The organism is Streptococcus sp. FDAARGOS_192 (assembly GCF_002073815.2).
Lineage (GTDB): Bacteria > Bacillota > Bacilli > Lactobacillales > Streptococcaceae > Streptococcus > Streptococcus salivarius_H.
The window spans coordinates 979,279-1,000,913 of sequence record NZ_CP020431.2 but is presented as its reverse complement, the minus strand read 5'-3'; the positions used below and the strand labels follow the sequence as shown (position 1 = coordinate 1,000,913).

The 21,635-nt window shown below is 38.4% G+C and carries 19 protein-coding genes; all 19 read left to right on the top strand.

Annotated features, from left to right (window positions below):
* Positions 1-2 precede the first annotated feature (2 nt).
* The 19 genes from galT (at position 3) to A6J31_RS05695 (ending at position 21,584) form a co-directional block, all read left to right on the top strand.
* Positions 3-1,484, top strand: a complete 1,482-nt coding sequence (gene galT / locus A6J31_RS05785; protein ID WP_080610663.1) for a UDP-glucose--hexose-1-phosphate uridylyltransferase — start codon at positions 3-5, stop codon at positions 1,482-1,484.
* A 29-nt stretch (positions 1,485-1,513) separates the two neighbouring features.
* Positions 1,514-2,515, top strand: a complete 1,002-nt coding sequence (gene galE / locus A6J31_RS05780; protein WP_002888050.1) for a UDP-glucose 4-epimerase GalE — start codon at positions 1,514-1,516, stop codon at positions 2,513-2,515.
* 69 nt (positions 2,516-2,584) lie between these two features.
* Entirely contained in the window at positions 2,585-3,631 is a 1,047-nt protein-coding gene (locus tag A6J31_RS05775) for a galactose mutarotase (RefSeq protein ID WP_070575692.1), read from the top strand.
* 111 nt (positions 3,632-3,742) lie between these two features.
* Positions 3,743-5,647 (top strand): PTS sugar transporter subunit IIA, encoded by a 1,905-nt coding sequence (locus tag A6J31_RS05770; protein WP_080610662.1) that lies wholly within the window; start codon positions 3,743-3,745, stop codon positions 5,645-5,647.
* Between the two features lie 3 nt (positions 5,648-5,650).
* Positions 5,651-8,668, top strand: a complete 3,018-nt coding sequence (locus tag A6J31_RS05765; RefSeq protein WP_080610661.1) for a glycoside hydrolase family 2 TIM barrel-domain containing protein — start codon at positions 5,651-5,653, stop codon at positions 8,666-8,668.
* Positions 8,669-9,159: 491 nt separating this feature from the next.
* The gene (locus tag A6J31_RS05760) at positions 9,160-10,326 is read left to right on the top strand and encodes a hypothetical protein (RefSeq protein ID WP_225791581.1); all 1,167 of its coding nucleotides are present in this window, start codon (positions 9,160-9,162) and stop codon (positions 10,324-10,326) included.
* Positions 10,327-10,419: 93 nt separating this feature from the next.
* Complete coding sequence (locus A6J31_RS05755) at positions 10,420-11,262, top strand: aldo/keto reductase (RefSeq protein WP_080610660.1); 843 nt, start codon at positions 10,420-10,422, stop codon at positions 11,260-11,262.
* A 98-nt stretch (positions 11,263-11,360) separates the two neighbouring features.
* Positions 11,361-12,047 (top strand): YoaK family protein, encoded by a 687-nt coding sequence (locus A6J31_RS05750; protein ID WP_080610659.1) that lies wholly within the window; start codon positions 11,361-11,363, stop codon positions 12,045-12,047.
* Positions 12,048-12,141: 94 nt separating this feature from the next.
* Positions 12,142-12,774, top strand: coding sequence for a nitroreductase family protein (locus A6J31_RS05745; RefSeq protein ID WP_045772302.1), 633 nt, complete (start codon positions 12,142-12,144; stop codon positions 12,772-12,774).
* Positions 12,775-13,002: 228 nt separating this feature from the next.
* On the top strand, positions 13,003-14,295 hold the full coding sequence (locus A6J31_RS05740) for a PTS sugar transporter subunit IIC (RefSeq protein WP_080610658.1): 1,293 nt from the start codon (positions 13,003-13,005) through the stop codon (positions 14,293-14,295).
* Positions 14,282-15,145, top strand: coding sequence for an alpha/beta hydrolase (locus tag A6J31_RS05735; protein WP_080610657.1), 864 nt, complete (start codon positions 14,282-14,284; stop codon positions 15,143-15,145). The genes A6J31_RS05740 and A6J31_RS05735 overlap by 14 nt, the downstream gene beginning before the upstream one ends.
* Before the next feature lie 179 nt (positions 15,146-15,324).
* Complete coding sequence (locus tag A6J31_RS05730; protein WP_049528026.1) at positions 15,325-15,774, top strand: Rrf2 family transcriptional regulator; 450 nt, start codon at positions 15,325-15,327, stop codon at positions 15,772-15,774.
* Positions 15,775-15,906: 132 nt separating this feature from the next.
* A complete protein-coding gene (locus A6J31_RS05725) occupies positions 15,907-16,767 on the top strand; it encodes a VOC family protein (RefSeq protein ID WP_049528030.1) in 861 nt (286 codons plus the stop codon).
* A gap of 131 nt (positions 16,768-16,898) precedes the next feature.
* Entirely contained in the window at positions 16,899-17,501 is a 603-nt protein-coding gene (locus A6J31_RS05720; RefSeq protein ID WP_049528032.1) for a nitroreductase family protein, read from the top strand.
* 636 nt (positions 17,502-18,137) lie between these two features.
* Complete coding sequence (locus tag A6J31_RS05715; protein WP_049528035.1) at positions 18,138-18,446, top strand: hypothetical protein; 309 nt, start codon at positions 18,138-18,140, stop codon at positions 18,444-18,446.
* 13 nt (positions 18,447-18,459) lie between these two features.
* Positions 18,460-18,669 carry a helix-turn-helix transcriptional regulator gene (locus A6J31_RS05710; RefSeq protein ID WP_080610656.1) on the top strand — a complete coding sequence of 70 codons (210 nt, stop codon included), beginning with the start codon at positions 18,460-18,462 and terminating at the stop codon, positions 18,667-18,669.
* A gap of 1 nt (position 18,670) precedes the next feature.
* On the top strand, positions 18,671-19,468 hold the full coding sequence (locus tag A6J31_RS05705) for a DUF3169 family protein (RefSeq protein WP_080610655.1): 798 nt from the start codon (positions 18,671-18,673) through the stop codon (positions 19,466-19,468).
* 11 nt (positions 19,469-19,479) lie between these two features.
* Positions 19,480-20,373 carry an ABC transporter ATP-binding protein gene (locus tag A6J31_RS05700; RefSeq protein ID WP_049528044.1) on the top strand — a complete coding sequence of 298 codons (894 nt, stop codon included), beginning with the start codon at positions 19,480-19,482 and terminating at the stop codon, positions 20,371-20,373.
* Complete coding sequence (locus tag A6J31_RS05695; RefSeq protein ID WP_049528047.1) at positions 20,370-21,584, top strand: ABC transporter permease; 1,215 nt, start codon at positions 20,370-20,372, stop codon at positions 21,582-21,584. Before A6J31_RS05700 ends, A6J31_RS05695 begins: the two co-directional genes overlap by 4 nt.
* Positions 21,585-21,635 lie beyond the last annotated feature (51 nt).

Genomic DNA, 21,635 nt, shown 5'->3' with positions numbered 1-21,635 from the left:
TTATGGCTGAAAATTTAGTAAACACTTTTGTAACTCAGGTTATTGAAAATAGTGATTATGAGGAATTGGACCGTATCTATTTGACAAACAAAGTTTTTGCTTTGGTTGGAGAAGGAGTTTCTGATGTTGAAACAGATAGCTCTGAATTGATTGACCTTAAAGACCAGTTGCTTCAAGCAGGTGTTAAAGCTGGTTCTGTAGGTGAACTTAATGAAGAACAAGATATCATCGGTGCTCAACTCATGGACTTGATTACACCAAGCCCTAGCCTTGTCAATCGTAACTTCTGGGATACTTATAAATCTAACCCAGAGCAAGCAATTGCTGACTTTTATGCACAAAGTAAACGAAATGATTATGTGAAAGTCAAAGCCATTGCACAAAATATTGCATATAAAGCACCAACTAAATACGGTGACTTGGAAATTACGATTAACCTTTCAAAACCTGAAAAAGATCCAAAAGCCATCGCTGCTGCTAAAAATGCGGTAGCTTCTGATTATCCAAAATGCCAACTTTGTATGGAAAATGAAGGTTATCTTGGTCGCATCAATCACCCAGCACGTAGTAATCATCGTGTTATTCGTTTCCAAATGGAAGGAAATGACTGGGGCTTCCAATATTCACCATATGCTTACTTTAATGAACATTCTATCTTCTTTTATAGTAAGCACGAACCAATGCACATCAGTCCATTGACGTTTGGTCGTCTCCTATCAATTGTTGAAGCATTTCCTGGTTACTTCGCAGGTTCAAATGCCGATCTTCCAATTGTAGGTGGTTCGATTCTTACACATGAACACTATCAAGGTGGTCGCCATACCTTCCCAATGGAAGTAGCAGGCATTAAAGAAAAAGTTAGTTTTGATGGTTACTCTGATGTTGAGGCTGGTATCGTTAATTGGCCTATGTCAGTTCTTCGTTTAAGAAGTGAAGATAAGGAAAGACTTATTGCTCTTGCAACCAAAATTTTAAATTGTTGGCGTGGTTATTCAGACGAAAAAGCTGGTGTCTTGGCTGAGTCTGATGGACAACCTCACCACACCATTACCCCAATTGCTCGTAGAAAAGACGGCAAATTTGAATTGGATTTGGTTCTTCGTGACAATCAAACTTCTGAAGAACATCCAGACGGTATCTACCACCCACATAAAGATGTTCAACATATTAAGAAAGAAAACATCGGTTTGATTGAAGTTATGGGATTGGCCATTCTTCCACCTCGTTTGAAAACAGAACTTAAAGATGTTGAAGATTATCTATTGGGTCAAGGTAAGCAAGTTGCTCCAATTCACCAAGAATGGGCAGATGAACTCAAAGCTCAAAATCCGAATGTTACGGCTGAGGAAGTGACAGAAGTTGTTCGACAATCTGTTGCAGATATCTTTGCTCGTGTACTAGAAGATGCAGGTGTTTATAAGACTAATAGTGAAGGCTTAGATCAGTTTAAAGCATTTGTAGATTTTGTAAATTTAGCTGATTAATTGTTTTTTCTGAAGAAAGGAGATAAGAAATGGCAATTTTAGTATTAGGTGGAGCTGGTTATATCGGTTCTCACATGGTTGATCGCTTAGTTGAAAAAGGTCAAGAAAAAGTAGTAGTAGTAGATAGTTTGGTAACCGGTCACCGTGCTGCCGTACATCCAGATGCTATTTTCTACCAAGGCGATCTCTCTGATCAAGATTTTATGAGAAAGGTCTTCAAAGAAAATCCTGATGTTGATGCCGTTATTCACTTTGCGGCCTATTCATTGGTTGGTGAATCAATGGAAAAACCACTCAAATATTTTGATAACAATACAGCTGGAATGGTTAAATTGCTTGAAGTTATGAACGAATGCGGTGTTAAATACATTGTCTTCTCATCAACAGCAGCAACTTACGGTATCCCAGAAGAAATTCCAATTCTTGAAACAACACCACAAAATCCTATCAACCCATATGGTGAAAGTAAGTTGATGATGGAAACTATCATGAAGTGGTCTGATAAAGCTTATGGTATTAAATATGTGCCACTTCGTTACTTCAACGTCGCTGGTGCCAAACCTGATGGATCTATCGGTGAAGACCATGGTCCAGAAACTCACCTTCTTCCAATTATCCTTCAAGTAGCTCAAGGTGTTCGTGAAAAAATCATGATTTTTGGTGATGACTACAACACTCCAGATGGTACAAATGTTCGTGACTATGTTCACCCATTTGACTTGGCTGATGCTCACCTCCTTGCTGTTGAATATCTTCGTAAAGGTAATGAATCTACAGCCTTTAACTTAGGTTCATCAACAGGTTTCTCAAACCTTCAAATTCTTGAAGCCGCTCGTAAGGTAACTGGTAAAGAAATTCCAGCTGAAAAAGCTGATCGTCGTCCTGGTGATCCTGATACATTGATTGCTTCATCTGAAAAAGCACGTACAGTTCTTGGATGGAAACCACAATTTGATAACATCGAAAAAATCATCGCAAGTGCTTGGGCATGGCATTCTAGCCATCCAAAAGGGTACGATGATCGAGGATAATTAAAATAATAAACAAAGGGTCAAAGAGTATATATAATTATTGTACTCTTTGTTTTTTGAGGAAATAATATGAAAATAAACTGCGAAATTATTGGAAAAGTTGATTCAGGCGATGTCAGTAAAATTTCAATGGAAAATAATAATGGTGTTGTCATTTCCACACTCACAACAGGTGCTACACTTCAGGAGTTTTTGGTTCCAACGGAAACTGGTGCTCTTAAAAATATAGTACTTGGTTTCAGTGATTACGAGGATTATTATAAGAATAATTTATGTGCCTGCCAGTCCATTGGTAGGGTTGCTGGAAGAATCGGAAAAGCTTCGTATACTCATGATATGGTTCTTTATAGCCTTCCTAAGAATGAGGGAGAAAACTGTTTACATGGCGGTCCAAAAGGAATGCAGGTTCAAAATTGGAACTATGTCACAAACCTGAATGATGAATATGTTGAGACAAAATTTATTAGAAGACTTTATTCAAGTGTAGATGGCTTTCCTGGTGATGTTACAGTCTCTATTAGTTATAGACTTAACAATAATAACCGCTTAACAATACTCTTTGAAGCCTTCGATGTTACAGAGTCAACAGTCTTTAATCCGACAAACCATGTTTACTTTAATCTTAGCGACAAACAGGATTTATCAAGTCATGAGTTACAAATCTATTCAGACTATCGTTTAGAGTTGGATTCTGAGTTAATTCCAACAGGACAAAAAATTAATGTAGATGGAACGAATTATGATTTCAGAAAGACAACTGACTTGCTACCTCGAATTGAAGCAAATAATGGTTTTGATGATGCCTTTGTAGTTGGAGGGGAAACTTGTGATCATGTGAAAGAAGTAGCTATTTTGCATGACAAAGAAAGCGGAGATGGTATTGAAATCTTCTCTAACAGAAATGGTTTAGTTATTTATACTATGGATATTATAGAGGATAATATTTACTTTGCGAGAGATCGAGGAACAATTGCAAAAGGACGAGAAGCTATAGCTATGGAAGCTCAAACACTCCCAGATGCCGTTAATCATACAGATTTTGGAGATATCATCTTGGAGGAGGGTCATAGTGTAAGCTATGAAATCGGTTTCCAATATTTTAATTCATCAAAATAACCATGTTTTAGTAAAAGTTTAGTAAAAAACCACTAAAACTATTGACGGTTTAAACTAATACTTATATAATGTAAGCGTATTCAAAAAAACAACTAACAGGAGGTTTTCGTAATGGGAAAATCTAAAGGTCAAATGAAGTCTCGTCTATCCTATTCAGCTGGTGCTTTTGGTAACGACGTCTTCTATGCAACGTTGTCAACATACTTTATCATGTTTGTGACAACTCACTTGTTTAACACAGGTGATCCAAAGCAAAATAGTCACTACGTACTATTAATTACTAACATCATCGCTATTTTGCGTATCTTGGAAGTATTTATCGATCCATTGATCGGTAACATGATTGATAACACTCATACTAAGTATGGTAAATTCAAACCATGGGTAGTTGGTGGTGGTATCATCAGTTCTATCGCCTTGTTGCTTCTCTTCACCGATTTAGGTGGTTTGAATAAAACAAATCCTTTCTTGTACCTTGTACTTTTCGGAATTATCTACCTTGTAATGGATGTCTTCTACTCAATTAAAGATATCGGTTTCTGGTCAATGATTCCTGCCTTGTCTCTTGACAGTCATGAACGTGAAAAAATGGCAACTTTTGCCCGTATTGGTTCTACGATTGGTGCCAATATTGTAGGTGTTGCCATCATGCCAATCGTTTTGTTCTTCTCTATGACGAACAGTAGTGGCTCTGGAGATAAATCTGGATGGTTCTGGTTTGCATTTATCGTTGCTCTCATTGGTGTGATTACATCAATTGCTGTTGGTATTGGTACACGTGAAGTTGAGTCAAAACTTCGTGATAACAAAGAAAAAACTAGCCTTAAACAAGTCTTTAAAGTTCTTGGTAAAAACGACCAATTGATGTGGTTGTCTCTCGGATATTGGTTCTATGGTCTTGGTATTAATACACTTAATGCTCTTCAACTTTTTTACTTCACATTTATCCTTGGTGATCCAGGGAAATACTCAATCCTTTACGGATTGAATACAGTTGTTGGTTTGGTTTCAGTTTCACTCTTCCCTAGCCTAGCTGGTAAATTCAACCGTAAACGTTTGTTCTATGGATGTATTGCAGTAATGCTCGGTGGTATCGGAATCTTTAGTATTGCAGGAACATCACTTCCAATGATCTTGACTGCTGCTGAACTCTTCTTTATTCCACAACCTCTTGTGTTCCTTGTTATCCTCATGATTATCTCTGACTCAGTAGAATATGGTCAATGGAAATTGGGACACCGTGATGAATCACTTACTTTGTCAGTTCGTCCACTTGTTGATAAACTTGGTGGTGCGATGTCAAACTGGCTTGTTTCTACAATTGCCGTAGCTGCTGGTATGACAACAGGTGCCTCAGCATCAACAATTACAACACATCAACAGTCTATCTTTAAGCTTAGCATGTTTGGTTTCCCAGCAGCAGCAATGCTTATCGGAGCCTTCATTATTGCTCGTAAAATCACTTTGACTGAAGCACGTCACGCTGAAATTGTTGAAGAATTGGAACATCGCTTTAGCGTAGCAACTTCTGAAAATGAAGTAAAAGCTAATGTCGTATCTCTTGTAAACCCTACAACTGGTCATTTGGTTGACCTCTCAAGTGTTAATGATGAACACTTTGCTTCAGGTAGCATGGGTAAAGGTTTCGCCATTAAACCTACTGATGGAGCTGTCTTTGCACCAATTAGTGGTACCATTCGTCAAGTTCTTCCTACTCGCCATGCAGTTGGTATTGAAAGTGAAGATGGTGTCATTGTTCTTATCCACGTTGGTATCGGAACAGTTAAACTTAAAGGTGAAGGATTCATTAGTTACGTAGAACAAGGTGATCGTGTTGAAGTTGGAGATAAACTTCTTGAGTTCTGGTCACCAATTATTGAGAAAAATGGTCTTGATGACACAGTACTTGTCACTGTAACTAATTCAGAAAAATTCAGTGCTTTCCATCTTGAACAAGAAGTTGGAGAAAAGGTAGAAGCTTTGTCTGAAGTTATTACCTTCAAAAAAGGAGAATAATCTATGAACACGACTGAAAAAATTCAAACTTACTTAAACGATCCAAAGATTGTTAGCGTTAATACTGTTGACGCTCACTCAGATCATAAGTATTTTGAATCTCTTGCAGAATTTTCTGAAGGGGAGATGAAGTTAAGACAATCTCTTAATGGAAAATGGAAAATTCACTATGCTCAGAATACAAATCAAGTTTTAAAAGACTTTTATAAAACAGAATTTGATGAAACTGATTTGAATTTCATCAATGTACCAGGTCATTTAGAGCTTCAAGGTTTTGGTTCTCCACAATATGTGAATACCCAATATCCTTGGGATGGTAAAGAATTCCTTCGTCCACCTCAAGTTCCTCAAGAATCAAATGCTGTTGCATCATACGTTAAACATTTTACCTTGAATGATGCATTAAAAGATAAAAAAGTATTTATCTCATTCCAAGGGGTTGCCACTTCCATCTTTGTATGGGTCAATGGTAACTTCGTAGGATACAGTGAAGATTCATTTACACCTAGTGAATTTGAAATTAGTGATTACCTTGTTGAAGGTGATAACAAGTTGGCGGTAGCTGTTTATCGTTACTCTACAGCAAGCTGGTTGGAAGACCAAGACTTCTGGAGACTGTACGGTATTTTCAGAGATGTTTACTTGTACGCTATTCCAAAAGTTCACGTTCAAGATCTCTTTGTTAAGGGAGATTATGATTACCAAACAAAAGCAGGTCAATTGGATATTGATTTGAAGACTGTTGGTGATTACGAAGATAAGAAAATTAAATATGTTCTTTCAGATCATGAAGGCATCGTTACAGAAGGTGATGCATCTGTTAATGCTGACGGTGAACTATATGTAAGTCTTGAAGATTTGCAAATCAAACCTTGGAGTGCTGAAAGTCCTAAACTTTACAATTTGACCCTTCATGTTTTGGATGATGACCAAGTTGTTGAAGTCGTTCCAGTTAAGGTTGGATTTAGACACTTCGAAATTAAAGATAAACTCATGCTTTTGAATGGTAAGAGAATTGTCTTTAAAGGGGTTAACAGACACGAATTTAACGCTAGAACAGGACGTTGTATCACTGAAGAAGATATGCTTTGGGATATCAAAGTGATGAAACAACATAACATCAATGCTGTTCGTACTTCTCACTATCCTAACCAAACACGTTGGTATGAATTGTGTGATGAATATGGACTTTATGTTATCGATGAAGCCAACCTTGAAACACACGGTACATGGCAAAAACTTGGTCTAAGCGAACCTTCATGGAATATCCCAGCTAGTGAACCAGAATGGTTGCCTGCTTGTTTGGATCGTGCCAATAACATGTTCCAACGTGATAAGAACCATGCTAGTGTTATCATTTGGTCTTGTGGTAATGAATCATATGCTGGTAAAGATATTGCTGACATGGCTGATTACTTCCGTAGTGTTGACAATACTCGTCCAGTTCACTATGAAGGTGTTACATGGTGTCGTGAATTTGATTACATTACAGACATCGAAAGTCGTATGTATGCGAAACCAGCTGATATTGAAGAATACCTCACTAACAATCCTCAAAAACCTTATATTTCATGTGAATACATGCACACAATGGGTAACTCTGGTGGTGGATTGAAACTCTACACTGACTTAGAGAAATATCCAGAATACCAAGGTGGATTTATTTGGGACTTCATTGACCAAGCTATTTACAAACCACTTCCAAATGGTAGCGAATTTCTATCATATGGTGGTGACTGGCATGATAGACCTTCTGACTACGAATTTTGTGGAAATGGTATTGTCTTCGCAGATCGTACCCTAACTCCAAAACTTCAAACAGTTAAACATCTTTACTCTAATATTAAGATTGCTGTTGATGAAAAATCAGTAACTATCAAGAATGATAATGTCTTTGAAGATCTTTCTGCTTATACTTTCCTAGCTAGAGTTTACGAAGATGGTAGAAAAGTTAGCGAAAGTGAATATCACTTTGATGTTAAACCAGGTGAAGAAGCAACATTCCCAGTAGAATTCGCTGTTGGAGCTTCAAATGCTGAACGAATTTATGAAGTTGCTTGTGTTCAGAATGAAGCAACTGAATGGGCTCCAAAAGGACATGAAATTATTCGTGGTCAATATGTTGCTGAAAAGATTAGCACTGAAACACCAGTTAAAGCACCTTTGAATGTTGTTGAAGGCGACTTCAACATCGGAATTCAAGGACAAAACTTCTCTATCTTGCTTTCACGTGCACAAAATACGCTAGTATCTGCTAAGTATAACGGTGTTGAATTCATTGAGAAAGGTCCTAAACTTAACTTTACTCGTGCTTACACCGACAACGATCGTGGTGCTGGATATCCATTCGAAATGGCAGGCTGGAAAGTTGCTGGAAACTATAGTAAGGTTACAGATACTCAAATTCAAATTGAAGATGACTCTGTTAAAGTGACTTATGTTCATGAATTGCCTGGCTTGTCTGATGTCGAAGTTAAGGTGACTTATCAAATTGATTACAAGGGTCGAATCTTTGTTACTGCAAACTATGATGGTAAAGCAGGTTTGCCAAACTTCCCTGAATTTGGTCTAGAATTTGCTATCGGTTCACAATTTACAAACCTAAGCTATTATGGATACGGTGCAGAAGAAAGCTACCTTGATAAACTTCCTGGTGCCTATCTTGGTCGATATGAAACATCTGTTGAAAAGACATTTGCTCCATATCTAATGCCACAAGAATCTGGTAATCACTATGGTACTCGTGAATTTACAGTATCTGATGATAACCATAATGGTCTTAAATTCACCGCACTTAATAAGGCATTCGAATTCAGTGCTTTGCGTAACAGTACTGAACAAATTGAAAATGCTCGTCATCAATATGAGTTGCAACAATCTGATGCTACATGGATTAAAGTTCTTGCTGCTCAAATGGGTGTCGGTGGTGACGACTCATGGGGTGCTCCAGTTCATGACGAATTCTTGGTTAGCTCAGCAGATAGCTATCAATTGAGTTTCGTGATTGAACCACTCAACTAAAGTATTATTGGACTTTGCCTCCAACGATATATATGATAAAGGAAACTCGAAAGGGTTTCCTTTTGTCATGGTTTGAAGTAAGAAAAAAGGAAACAGATCTCTGTTTCCTTTTAAAATTTAACTCAGTTTTCAATTCCTTTAAAAATGGGAGTGGTCAAGTAAAATTATGAAAAAGTGAGTTAAAGTTATTGATATAGAAAAGGAACTAAACCACTCCCAAGACGTTAATGATTTTTTGTAGCTTTAAATGAAACTTGAAGATTATGCCTTGATGTTAATCGTCCAATGGCACTCTATCTAATATGAGTGTACAACTTTGAGTCTAGATGTCCAAAAATAAGACTCTATGGATTCTTATCTGTATTGTGATTGGCGACTATTTTTGTCAATAAAAATTTAAGAGGTTGTTGATTTCACTTAGAATATAGTAATGTTCTATGAAAACGTATACAATAGTAGTTAGAGAAATAAACATAGATTGGAGAAGATTGATGACATCATCTTTTGAAGACTTCACAAAAAAAGCAGAAGCATTCTTAGAAGAACATATTACAGAGTATCTCAGTGTGGACATGGCTCTTGAAGATTTTGCAAGACAATACAACCAAGGGCTTTTTGATGAGATTACTTCCCCTGATTCAAAGCAGGAGAGAGCTTGGAAACTCATTGAAGAGGCTTATCATTATCACGAGGAAGATCCTTCGAGAAGTCAGGAATTTTTGACAGAAGCTTTAAAACTAGATCCTGAAAATCTTGATGCTAAGCAGATGCTCTTAACTTTTCAAAGTCCACTTGAACATCTAAAAGGCCTAATTGCTTTAGAAAAAGAGCAAAGGTCCAAGTGGGATCAAGGTCCAAAAATGGGCTGGGCTAATCTTGACGAGCGTCCTTATTTGTCTTTGAAGTATAATCTTGCTAAATTTTATTTAAGCAACAGTATGAAGCGGTTTGCTATTAAGGAATTTGAAGAGATTCTAGAGATAGATGTTCAAGATCACATGGGAGTCTGTTACGAATTGATGGCTACCTATTGTAATCTGGAGGAGTTTGATAAGGCTAAAAGCTTTTTCGAATGTGAGCAAATGGAATATCATGAAGAAGATTTGATGATAGTACCAATGATGACGGTCTCTCTAATGACGGGACATAGTGAGGATGCGGATTTCTATTTTGATCTTCTCTATGCAAAAAATCCAGAGTTCGAAAATTATTTAAAAATGATTGAACAAGGTGATGAAGAGCGTCTAGTTGCCGAAACGCTTAAAGTCAACCCTATCTTATTTGAAGCCAATAGTATGCAAAGTCTTTTAATGGTTTTTAATCAAGTCGTTGATCTGTCCCAGTCAGAATATTATTTTACTTGGTTAATCGAAAAATATCGTGCAAAACGTCCACAAAGACATGTTTCGAAAAAGAAAAATCCAGAATTGCACAAACTAATTAGAGAATTGGAAAAAAGTATAGAACCAAGCAAAGCCCTCCAAGGACTTTCAATAAGTGTGGAGCGTATACTTCGTCAACATAGCTTAATAGAATTTAAAGATTTTAAAAAGAAAACGGAAGAGGAAGTAGCAGCGATTAGAGGAGTTGGAAAGGTGAGCATGGAAATCCTTAAAGAAAATGGTGTTGTCTTTAAAAAGAAGCGGAAAAAGAAGTAAGGAACTATTCATCAAACAAGCCGTAGCAAATCTTTGCAATTTTATCTTATATCCTTTAAGATAATTCTGTTACAACTTGAAAAGGAGAACAGGATGGAAACATATACACTTTCAAATGGCGTTACGATTCCTAAAATTGGTTTTGGGACTTGGCAGATTCCAGAAGGGGAAGAAGCTTATAACAGCGTTAGTTTCGCACTTAAGGCGGGTTACACACATATTGATACGGCGCAAATCTACGGTAACGAGGTTTCTGTAGGTAAGGCGATTGCAGATAGTGATGTGGCGCGTGAGGATATTTTCCTAACGACTAAACTCTGGAATGACAAGCACGATTACGATTTGGCTAAGGCCTCTATCGACGAGTCTCTTGAAAGACTAGGTGTGGATTATTTGGATCTTTTGCTCATCCACTGGCCTAATCCAAAGGCTCTTCGTGACAATGATGCTTGGAAGGTTGGCAATGCAGGTGCTTGGAAGGCAATGGAAGAAGCCTACAAAGATGGTAAGGTGCGTGCTATCGGTGTGTCTAACTTTATGCAGCATCACCTTGATGCTCTCCTTGAAACGGCTGAAATTGTGCCACATGTCAATCAAATTCTTTTGGCTCCAGGTTGTGCCCAAGAAGATTTGGTTGCCTATTGCCAAGAGCGTGACATTCTTCTTGAAGCCTATAGCCCACTAGGTACTGGTAGCATTTTTGGAAATGAAGACGTAGAAGCAGTGGCTGAACGTAACGGAAAATCAGTTGCTCAAGTTGCCTTACGTTGGAGCCTTCAAAAAGGTTTCTTGCCACTACCTAAGTCAGTGACAGCAAAAAATATCGAAGCCAACTTGGATATCTTTGACTTTGATTTGTCAGAGGAAGATATGGCAGTATTGGATAAGATTCAAGGCATTAAAACTCAGGATGATCCTGATACAGTTAATTTTTAATAGGATAGAAGCAACTCGTGAGGGTTGCTTTTTAGCGTGTTTCTTTAGATTTGCTATAATGAAACTATCATTTCTTATTCATAGATGGGAGTTACGTAATGGAGTCTCGAAATCTTTTGCCTCAGAATACACGTATGATGGCCAATTTGCTTAGTTTTTCAGGGGGAGCTTTGGATGTCTTTTGTCATATGTATTACCATAGTTTAGTTGCTACCCAGACAGGGAATATTCTCCTGTTAATTGCTGACTGGCGTAGTGGTAGCATGTACCATAACATGTTGCGATGCTTTTCTATTCTTTTCTTTACCTTAGGTTTTCTTTTTGGCATGTGGTTTAAAGACCATCGTAAGAATGCTTATTGGCGTGTTTATGGTCTACTTCCTCTTTGTGTGATGACTGCCATTTTACCATTTTTAACACCAAATGCCCTATTAGAGCTTCCGATTATCGCTTTTTCTGCAGGTGTTATGATGAAGACTTTTACCGGTAGTCAGATTGAAAATCACCCCTTTGTGATTTTTATGACTTCAGGAAATTATCGAAGAATGCTGACGGCACTTTATTATGTTATTCAGGGTAGCGAGGATCAGAAAGAATATCGTCGCCAGGCGGTCAATTATGGCTTTGTCGTAGGCAGTTTTGTGGTTGGTGCTGTTGTATCAGCTCTTCTAATGCACATCATTTATATTAAGTCAATCTGGCTAATTACACTCAGCCTCATTACCATCATGGTTTATTATTCATCTGAAGTGAAACGACTAGGACTCAAGGAAACCAATCTTTAAGCACTTATGTAGCAATTATTTTTGATAAAAAATCTCCTATGTTATAATCTTGATTATATTAATTTTTTTTAACCCTGAATAAAGGAGACATAAGATGCCTGTAATAAGTAATGATTTTTCAGATATTGTGTATAACCGTCGTTCCATTCGTAACTTTGATACTTCTGTCAAGATTCCACGAGAAGAAATGTTGGAAATCTTGGACAAGACTGTTACAGCACCATCATCAGTGAACATGCAACCCTGGCGTTTTGTTGTCGTTGATAGCGAAGAAGGCAAAGAAAAATTGAAACCCTTTATCAGCTACAATGGTGTACAAAATGAAACGTCATCAGCCATGGTTCTCATTTTTGCCGATTTGAAGAGTCAAGAAAGAGCAGAAGAAATCTATGGTAAGGCCGTTGCGCAAGGAAAAATGCCCGAAGAGGTCAAGGAGAAACAACTATCAAGCATTGTACCAATGTATGAAAATGCTCCTTTCGAAGTGATGAATGAAATTGTTCACATCGATGCTAGTCTGGCTGCTATGCAATTGATGTTGGTCGCTCGTTCATACGGCTATGATACCAATGCCATCGGTGGCTATAAAAAAGAAGGTCTTGCCAAAGCGTTCGGACTTGATGCTGACCGTCATGTGCCAGTCTTGCTCATTGCCCTTGGGAAGGCCAATGAAGAAGGTTTCGAATCTGTTCGTTTGAATGCTTCTGATGTGACTACTTTTGCTTAATAAATAATTGACCGTAAGTCTCGAAAATGGGGGCTTACGGTTTTTGTATGTGATGATTAAAGAGGGTTCAAAAAACTAAAAATAAATAAGAAAGTGATTGCTAGGAGTATTGAGAAAGTGATGATTTTTGCTTTAACCCATGATTAAGGTAAGTCCCTTTCCTTTGTGCTATAATGATAGTGAATGTTTAATACAAGGGCGAGTGTGGCCTTTTTCTAGGAGTCTTTTATGACAAACTATTTGATCCGAAGTTTTCTCTGGTTTCGTGAGCGTGGCTTTGTTCAGATTACACAGAAAACTTTGGTTTCGCTATTCCCCTTTTTACTATTTTCAGGGATTATTCGGGTGATTTCACTATCTGTTTTTTCTGAGATGGGGTATATTAACCAACTTTTTTCAGTTTCTGATTGGCTTCCGGCCTTTAAGACGTCAGGTCAGGTGCTTATTAATCTTTCTAGTTTTCTCGGTGGATTAGCAGGTCCCTTATCGACTTATTTTGCTGGAAAATACACGGCTGGACATTATGGTAGAAGTACTGGTACGGCTGGTGTGACTTCCCTTTTGGTCAGTTTGATTATAGGGTCGCAAGAGTTACTAATGTCTCCACTAAACGATGGCGATTTGACACGTATCAATTTACCGGCTTCGATTAATATTATGTTGGCTATCTTCGTGGGTTATCTGGTTGGTCAGATTTTTCGATTTTCTAGAGCCAGTGATGACCAAATTGTGGATAAGAACTATATTTATCAGCCTAAGACGGTTCGTCCCATTTTTTTGTCCTTAATTTTGGCAATTGGACTTAATATTCTATTGGTTATTGGTGAACGGGAAAATATCTTTCAGTCTATTAGACAGTTTACATCGACCATTACTGTCACTGGTAATCATCTTTTCTCAACCTTTATGATGGGACTTTTGAGTACTTTTTCTGCTTGGATTGGGAATAGTCAAGCCTTCGCTCTCAATTCTATAGCTGAAGATAGCTTTGCTTTGGAAAATCTGACTTATGCGGTTTCCCATCATACGACGACAGGGCTTCCCCATCTTTTTACTCTGACAAATCTTTATCACAGTTACGGTTTGGTTGCTGGCGTTGGATCAATCTTGGCTCTCTTGGTAGCCCTTCTTTTAACCTCAACCAGTTATAAGGACAAGAAAGTCAGTCTTCTTAGTGTTTTCCCTAGTCTCTTTAATAATGGCGCTCCTTTGATGGTGGGTGTACCAGTTTTGCTTAATTTGGTTTATCTGGTTCCCTTTCTGTTAGCACCAATGGTCAACATGGGAATAGCAGCAATTGCTTTAGCGCTTCGTCTTATGCCGGCGGCAGTTTATCCTGTACCAGATGGTACCCCTAGCCTGCTCTATGCTTTTATCGGTACTGGTGGTAGCCTTCGTGCCTTGTCTGTAAGTCTGTTTTGTTTTGCGGTTGATGTCGCTATCTTTATTCCTTTCGTAAGACTTTCTAATAAGGTACAACACGGTTTAAAAGAGGAAGGAGAAACTAATGAAGCTCAATAAAAAAATGAAGTTAGTCTTTATTTTGGTTGCTGTCTTTCTCATCGGCTTAGCTGTGCCTTCTTATAGCTGGACCAAAAGAAATGTCAAGGAAATTGAGACTTTCTACAACTCGAAATTGTCTCCTATTATCATGATTCCGGGGAGTTCCGCTACGGAAAATCGTTTTGATGGTCTAGTGCGTAAGCTTAATCAAGATCGTCGTGGGGCCAAGCACAGCTTGCTCAAGGTCAAGGTTTGGAATAATGGGCGTATTACCTTTGAAGGAAAAATCAAGAAAAATGACAATGAACCTATTATTGTTATCGGATTTGAAAATAACAACGACGGCTACAGCAATATCAAAAAACAAGCCAAAATGATGAATCAGGCCTTTGAAGCCCTGCAAAATAAATATAATTTTAATAATTTCAAAGGCCTAGCACATTCAAATGGTGGTCTTATTTATACAGCCTTTATTGAAAATTATCTTAGCGACTACGATGTCAAGATAAATTCTTTGATGACTATCGGAACGCCCTATAATTTCACTGAAACTAATATCAAAAATAAATCGGTGATGCTGGCGGATTTCATAGCAGCCAAGAAAAATATCCCATCAACCTTACATGTCTATTCGGTAGCAGGTACTATCACCTATGACTCGGATGAGTTGGTTCCTGATGCTAGCGTTTCAGCTGGGAAGTACATCTATCAGAATCAAGCAAAGAGCTATACCGAAATCACTGTTACGGGCGAAGATGCCCAGCACTCGGACTTACCAACCAATGATGAAGTTGTGGAACTTGTCAAACAACATATCGAAGGGCAAGGTGTCCGTAAGAAGCAAAAAACTAAGCTAGAGCCACAGTGAGAATCGTATTATTAATGCTTTAGTTACAAATGAGAACTCAAAAAAACAGATAGGACCGTGAAAGGATATCTGTTTTTTAGGTTAAATTGAGAGGATTTTATATGTTGTAACTCATTGATTTACAACTTAATTTCTGTTATAATCAAGAAAATCATACAATTAAATGGGAGGTTTATGTTATGCAAATTCCAAGTCGCTTTACCATTGCTGTTCATATTTTGACCCTTATAGCACAAAATAAGGGAAATGAAACTAAGCTAACCAGTGATTTAATGGCAGGTAGTGTGGGGGTTAATCCAGTTATTATTCGCAAAACCTTGTCGCAACTGAAGAAAGCAGACTTGATTTCAGTTCAAAGAGGCACAGGTGGAGCCACACTAGTCAAATCACCAGAGGAGATTAACCTTCTACAGGTTTACCATGCTGTTGATAGTATCGGACCAAGCGGTCAACTTTTTAGCTTCCATGAACATCCTAATCCATCCTGTCCAGTAGGACGTAATATCCATGGGATTTTGGATCAGAGCCTAGAAGACGTTCAAATGGCAATGGAAAAAGAACTCGAAAAGAAAACTTTGGCTGGTATTTTAAAGGATGCTAAGGCCAACTGGAAAGAAGCTGGAGCTTGATTTTTAGGCATGAGACTCCAAGAAATCGAAAGTTTTTCGGTTTCTTTTTTTTGTGGCCAAGATGTCATAATTGACATTACAATAAGAATGAATATAATGTAATATATATAATTACAACAAAGGAGAAAGAACATGGTTTACGCATATAATAGTAAGATTTATTTAGCAGAGGCAGTTTTAAATGTGAAGGACTTGGCTGGTCAAGTGGCCTTTTATACACAGATTATTGGACTTGAAATTCAAACCCAAACGGAAAGGGAAGTTATTTTAGGAGCTGGAAACAAACCTTTGGTCCATCTGATTCAGACCAATCGTGAGGAAGCGGTCAAGTCAAGTTATGGTCTTTACCATATGGCAATCTTGTTGCCGTCTCGAGAGGATTTGGCAGATGTTTTCAAACATATTGCCGAGCTGGACTATCCTTTTGTCGGGGCTGCTGACCATGGTTATAGTGAAGCCCTTTATTTGGAAGACCTTGAAGGTAATGGTATTGAGCTTTATAGAGACAAGCCGGTTGCTGAATGGGATATTCGTGAGGATGGTCGCATCGTTGGTGTAACTGAAGAACTATCAGCTCAAGAAATTTACGAGATGGGACGCAAGGTTGAGCCTTTTGTGCTAGCTAAGGATACTCGCATGGGGCATATTCATTTATCGGTCAAAGATAGTCAGCTAGCAAGGACTTTCTATCAGGATGTTTTGAAGCTAGCGGATAAGTTTACCATTCCAAGTGCTAGTTGGATTGCTTCAGGTGATTACCATCATCACTTGGCTGTCAATGAATGGGGTGGGAAAAAATTAGCCAAACGTGATAAAGATATGCCTGGATTAGCCTATTATGTTGTTGAAGTGGAAGAGAAGGAAGATTTGATTGGCATTGTAGAACGTGCTAACAATCGTGGAGCGAAGGTCAAATGGTTATCTTCTAATGAGTTAACAGTAGAGGATAAGGATGGTATTTTGACACGCGTAAGAAAAAATATTAATAATTAGTGATTTTTTTGAGTCGTAACTATTGACATTACATTCAAAACGGCTATAATGGTTATTGTAATCAAAATTATTACAAAACAGCTTAACAATTTTAACAATTACTATTTATCATAAAGAAAGAGGGAATAACTATGACCTACTTTACAGACTTACAAACAAAACGCCGTTCAATCTATGCTTTGGGAAAAGACCTTGAGCTCTCTAACCAAGAATTGATTGAAACCATTCAAGGAGCTGTCCTTAACACACCTACAGCCTTCAACTCACAAACATCACGTGTGGTGATCTTGCTGGATGAAGAATCAGATGCTTTCTGGAATGAGATCGCTTATTCAGAGCTTGAAAAAGTAACGCCAGCAGAAGCCTTTGAGGCAACAAAAGAACGTTTGGCAGGTTTTGCTCAAGCTAAGGGAACAATCCTTTTCTACGAAGAGCAAGATGTAGTGAAAGGTCTTCAAGAGCAATTCCCACTATACGCTGAAAATTTCCCAATTTGGTCAGAGCAAGGTCATGGAATCGCCCTTTATGCAACATGGTTGGCTTTGGCTGAGAAGAATATCGGCATGAACGTACAACACTACAATCCACTTGTTGATGCACAATTAGCTGATAAATATGACATTCCGGCTAACTGGAAACTCCGTGCTCAAGCACCATTTGGTCAAATCGTAGCACCAGCAGGAGATAAAGACATCCAAACAGAAGGTCGTTTCAAAGTTTTTGGCGACAAGTAATCACTTTAGCTCAGGCAGTCAGTTTGGCGATTGGCTGTACTATGACTAAAGAATTTCAAAATGATAAGACAAAAAAGTAGCAGGATTGAGAAATCTTGTTATTTTTCTATCTCAAAAATTGTAATACCCAAGGAAACTTATAGCTTGAAATTAAAAACTTTCCTTAGATGATAGCGAATGTCAGCGACCTTCAAAGAAGTTCCATGAGTAAGGTTTGGCTCCCTCGATTTTTAATTTTTAGGCTTAGGTTAAGACAATTCTCCAAACTTCCAAGTACTTGTATTCACTACTGGTCTTTTTTTGAATTGACCGGATTAATTAATGATTTATTATCGCGGTAGCATGCCCATTAATTTTTTAAAATCTTTCCCACTAAATTGGCGAACTGAATACTAAAAAATCTGCTAGATCTTGATGGTTGATTTTAAGGATTTGTTTTAAGAGGTGAAGTTGAAATGTAGATTTTCTAATTAGTTTATCGAAGGAGGGATACTACAAAAGATTTCGAAAAGAGGTGCTATTGATATCATATTTTTAATAACTTTGACAACATTCTTTTTATTTTTGATAAAGATACTTGTCAAAAATAAAAAGAAGCGTTACAATGGTTTTAGATAAAGAAGGAGAGGTATTCTTATGGGAGGCATGTGGATTTTATTTATCCCTTTTCTGATTCTAATTTATACGGACTCAGAAAAGAAGATAAAAAGGTTGAACAAACGCATCAGACGATTAGAAAAACAAGTGAAAGGAAATCAAGACATGTCTAGACTTTTAGAAGAATTGAAAGGCCAAACGGCCACTGTTACAGTAGATGGTGGTGGATTTGAGTATGAAATTATAGATATCGATGAAGATTGGGTCAAACTGACTCGTGTGAATCATAAACAACAGAGGGAAACCAAGTTAGTTCGCATCGAAGATATTCAGGGTATTCAACTATAAGGGGGCGAAAGCCATGATCTTAAAAAATCGACTGAAAGAGCTGAGGGCGCGTGATGGTCTCAACCAATCCGAGCTAGCCAAGCTAGCAGGGGTCTCGCGCCAGTCCATCAGTCTCTTGGAACGTGGTGAGTATACACCTTCTGTCATTATCGCTATGACTATTGCCCAGGTCTTCAATGAACCAGTGGAGAATGTCTTTAGTTTAGTAGAGGGAGAGGAATAATATGAAAAAGCGACAACAAGAACGATCCGCTCGTTACCGGTTTTGGAGAAATGTCGGAATCATCACAGGTTCCGGCTTGATTGGAGGAGTCATTGGTTTTTTGACAGGCATGTTCGGATCCGAAAAACTCCTTGAAATCCAATCCTTCTTTAGTAAAGAAGGACTCCTTTGGGGTTCAATACTTTTGTTTCTTATCGTGTTTATGGTCACGATAGCCTTACTAATAAGCGCGAGAAAAGTCCATCAAAAAATGCTCCAGATAGAAGACGAAGAGGAAGCCTATCACTATGACATCCAGAAGAAAAAACTGTTTGGGTTAGCGACCATTTTTAAAGGAGTCATGATCTTGCCATACTTTTTAGTCATCATCTTTTATAGTCAATGGGTGTATATGGATAGACCTTCCACAGGGCACTTAGCTTTTATCTTTGGAACATTTACCATGCTCTATCTTTTTCTTGTCTTGATTGTCCTATTTTTCTTATCAGATATCTTCTTTCGCAAGACCTTCCATATGCTTTATGGAAAACCGATTCCTCGCAACGCCAATACCAAGGAAGTGCGTGAATTCACGATGAGTATGATGGATGAAGCAGAAAAACAGATTAGCTACGAGGAAAATTTCGAAGTGGTCGTCAAGTTAAGCAATTATGTCTTACCGCTTTCCTTAATTGCGATATTCTTAGTTGGCATTGCTTTCCATACAGATATCTTGTTAGCATTAGTAGTGGTATCACTGATTTATGTCTATATCTTGGTCTCTCAGTACAAGATTACCAAACGTTATTATAAAGAGTAGAGGAGTCATCTATGTTAGAAATCAGAAATTTAGAGAAGAGCTTTGGCAAGAAGCAAGTCTTGTTCGGGATTGACTTGACTGCGAAAAAAGGGTCTATCTTAGGTTTGATCGGGAAGAACGGATCAGGGAAGACCACCATCTTCCATAGTATCCTCCGCTTCCTTGACTACAGTGGTGATATCCAATTGGATGGCAAAGCAATCAGTCAAGAAACCTATAAGGAAATTGGCTACCTGCCAGAAGAGCGGAGCCTCATGCCCAAGTTGACCGTCTACGAACAAGTCCGTTACCTTGCTAATCTCAAAGGCATGTCAACTGCTGAGGTCAAGAAGAAACTTCCAATCTGGATGGAAAAACTCCAAGTAAAAGGGAGATTAACCGATAAGATTAAGAGCCTCTCAAAAGGGAATCAGCAAAAGGTTCAATTGATCATTACTATGATCCATGAGCCAAAATTGATCATCTTGGATGAGCCGTTTAGTGGACTGGATCCTGTCAATACAGAAGTCCTCAAGCAGGTCATTTTTGAAGAAAAAGAACGTGGGGCGACCATTATCTTCTCTGACCACGTCATGACCAATGTGGAAGAACTCTGTGATGAGTTGGTCATGATTCGTGATGGATCTGTAATTCTCTCAGGTCCTGTACAAGAAGTTCGCAATAGCTTCGGGAAGACTCGTCTCTTTGTATCCAATGACTTCAGTAAAGAGGAGTTGGAAGTATTGCCTCATGTGACCAAGGTGACCATGACCAAGCAAGGCCTTTGGAAGTTGGTATTGGATGATGAAACAGCAGGTCCAGTCCTCTTTGATCAGTTGACCAAGGGTCGCTATCTGGCAACCTTTGACCAACAAGCCCCAACCATTGATGAAATCTTTAAACTAGAATCAGGAGTAGAAGTATGAAACAAATGCTGATTGTTATCAAAGAAACTTATCTACGTCAAGTGAAATCATGGAGTTTTTTCCTGATGGTTCTTTCTCCCTTTCTCTTTATTGGATTGTCGATTGGTTTGAACTACTTCGTTGGCTCATCTACATCTGCGAAAAGCAATATCGCCTTGATAACAGATCAAGCTCCTGTCAAGGAAGGCTTGAAAGGAACCGATGGCTTGACCTTTGACTATAAGGATGAAGCAGCAGCTAAGAAGGCCATGAAAGAGGAAGAGATCAAGGGAATCCTCACAGTTGAAGAAAAGGATGGCCAGCTAGAGGCTCGCTACCAAAGTGAGGATGCCATGAAGCCAGATTTCAAATCAGTCCTTATGGCTAAATTGAGTCAGGTCCAACAAATGCTCAATGTTTCTAAGGCGGATTTAAGCCAAGAGCAGTTAACAGCCCTCTCTCAACAGGTCTCATTGACTGAAAAAATTGATGAGAAGAAAGAAGGACTGAAAATGGTGCAGACCATGGTAGCTGGAGGTATCGGTTTTCTTCTTTACATAATTCTGATCTTTTATTCAAGTATCACTGCTCAAGAGGTAGCCAGTGAAAAAGGAACCAAGATCATGGAAGTGGTCTTCTCAAGCATTCGTGCAACTCACTATTTCTATGCTCGCATGATTGGTCTTTTCGGAGTGATTTTTACCCATATTGGTATCTATGCAGTTGGCTTGGGAGGCGTTTGGATTTTTAGAGATTCCATTCCTCTTGTGAAAGATATTTTATCTCCAGACTCACCTATCACCCAACATATTGGACAATCCATTTCCTTGAATACCTTCTTCTTTATCATTCTTGGAATCTTCATGTACGTCGTTCTTTCAGCTTTCCTAGGGTCAACAGTTGCTCGTCCTGAAGATACAGGAAAGGCCATCTCTCCTCTGATGATGTTAGTGATGGTTGGATTCTTTGGAGTGACTGCCTTGGGTAGCGCAGGAGATGTCCCTCTATTGAAGATTGGATCCTACATTCCATTCATTTCAACTTTCTTCATGCCATTCCGTACCATCAATGGCTATGCAAGTGGACTTGAATCATGGGGGTCATTCGGAATTGCCTTGGCCTTCACGCTCCTCGGCACCATGATCATTGGAAAAATCTATTCTAGTCTCATCTTACAAACAGATGATCTAGGTTTAGTCAAGACTGTTAAAAAAGCTTTAAGCTATCGTTAAAAGAGACACCTTCAGTGGATACTGGAGGTGTTTTGCTTTGTGAAATCATTG

Bases quoted from the DNA above. Each gene is read 5' to 3' on its own strand.
- galT (WP_080610663.1), top strand. From the start codon at position 3: ATGGCTGAAAATTTAGTAAACACTTTTGTAACTCAGGTTATTGAAAAT.
- galE (WP_002888050.1), top strand. From the start codon at position 1,514: ATGGCAATTTTAGTATTAGGTGGAGCTGGTTATATCGGTTCTCACATG.
- A6J31_RS05775 (WP_070575692.1), top strand. From the start codon at position 2,585: ATGAAAATAAACTGCGAAATTATTGGAAAAGTTGATTCAGGCGATGTC.
- A6J31_RS05770 (WP_080610662.1), top strand. From the start codon at position 3,743: ATGGGAAAATCTAAAGGTCAAATGAAGTCTCGTCTATCCTATTCAGCT.
- A6J31_RS05765 (WP_080610661.1), top strand. From the start codon at position 5,651: ATGAACACGACTGAAAAAATTCAAACTTACTTAAACGATCCAAAGATT.
- A6J31_RS05760 (WP_225791581.1), top strand. From the start codon at position 9,160: ATGACATCATCTTTTGAAGACTTCACAAAAAAAGCAGAAGCATTCTTA.
- A6J31_RS05755 (WP_080610660.1), top strand. From the start codon at position 10,420: ATGGAAACATATACACTTTCAAATGGCGTTACGATTCCTAAAATTGGT.
- A6J31_RS05750 (WP_080610659.1), top strand. From the start codon at position 11,361: ATGGAGTCTCGAAATCTTTTGCCTCAGAATACACGTATGATGGCCAAT.
- A6J31_RS05745 (WP_045772302.1), top strand. From the start codon at position 12,142: ATGCCTGTAATAAGTAATGATTTTTCAGATATTGTGTATAACCGTCGT.
- A6J31_RS05740 (WP_080610658.1), top strand. From the start codon at position 13,003: ATGACAAACTATTTGATCCGAAGTTTTCTCTGGTTTCGTGAGCGTGGC.
- A6J31_RS05735 (WP_080610657.1), top strand. From the start codon at position 14,282: ATGAAGCTCAATAAAAAAATGAAGTTAGTCTTTATTTTGGTTGCTGTC.
- A6J31_RS05730 (WP_049528026.1), top strand. From the start codon at position 15,325: ATGCAAATTCCAAGTCGCTTTACCATTGCTGTTCATATTTTGACCCTT.
- A6J31_RS05725 (WP_049528030.1), top strand. From the start codon at position 15,907: ATGGTTTACGCATATAATAGTAAGATTTATTTAGCAGAGGCAGTTTTA.
- A6J31_RS05720 (WP_049528032.1), top strand. From the start codon at position 16,899: ATGACCTACTTTACAGACTTACAAACAAAACGCCGTTCAATCTATGCT.
- A6J31_RS05715 (WP_049528035.1), top strand. From the start codon at position 18,138: ATGGGAGGCATGTGGATTTTATTTATCCCTTTTCTGATTCTAATTTAT.
- A6J31_RS05710 (WP_080610656.1), top strand. From the start codon at position 18,460: ATGATCTTAAAAAATCGACTGAAAGAGCTGAGGGCGCGTGATGGTCTC.
- A6J31_RS05705 (WP_080610655.1), top strand. From the start codon at position 18,671: ATGAAAAAGCGACAACAAGAACGATCCGCTCGTTACCGGTTTTGGAGA.
- A6J31_RS05700 (WP_049528044.1), top strand. From the start codon at position 19,480: ATGTTAGAAATCAGAAATTTAGAGAAGAGCTTTGGCAAGAAGCAAGTC.
- A6J31_RS05695 (WP_049528047.1), top strand. From the start codon at position 20,370: ATGAAACAAATGCTGATTGTTATCAAAGAAACTTATCTACGTCAAGTG.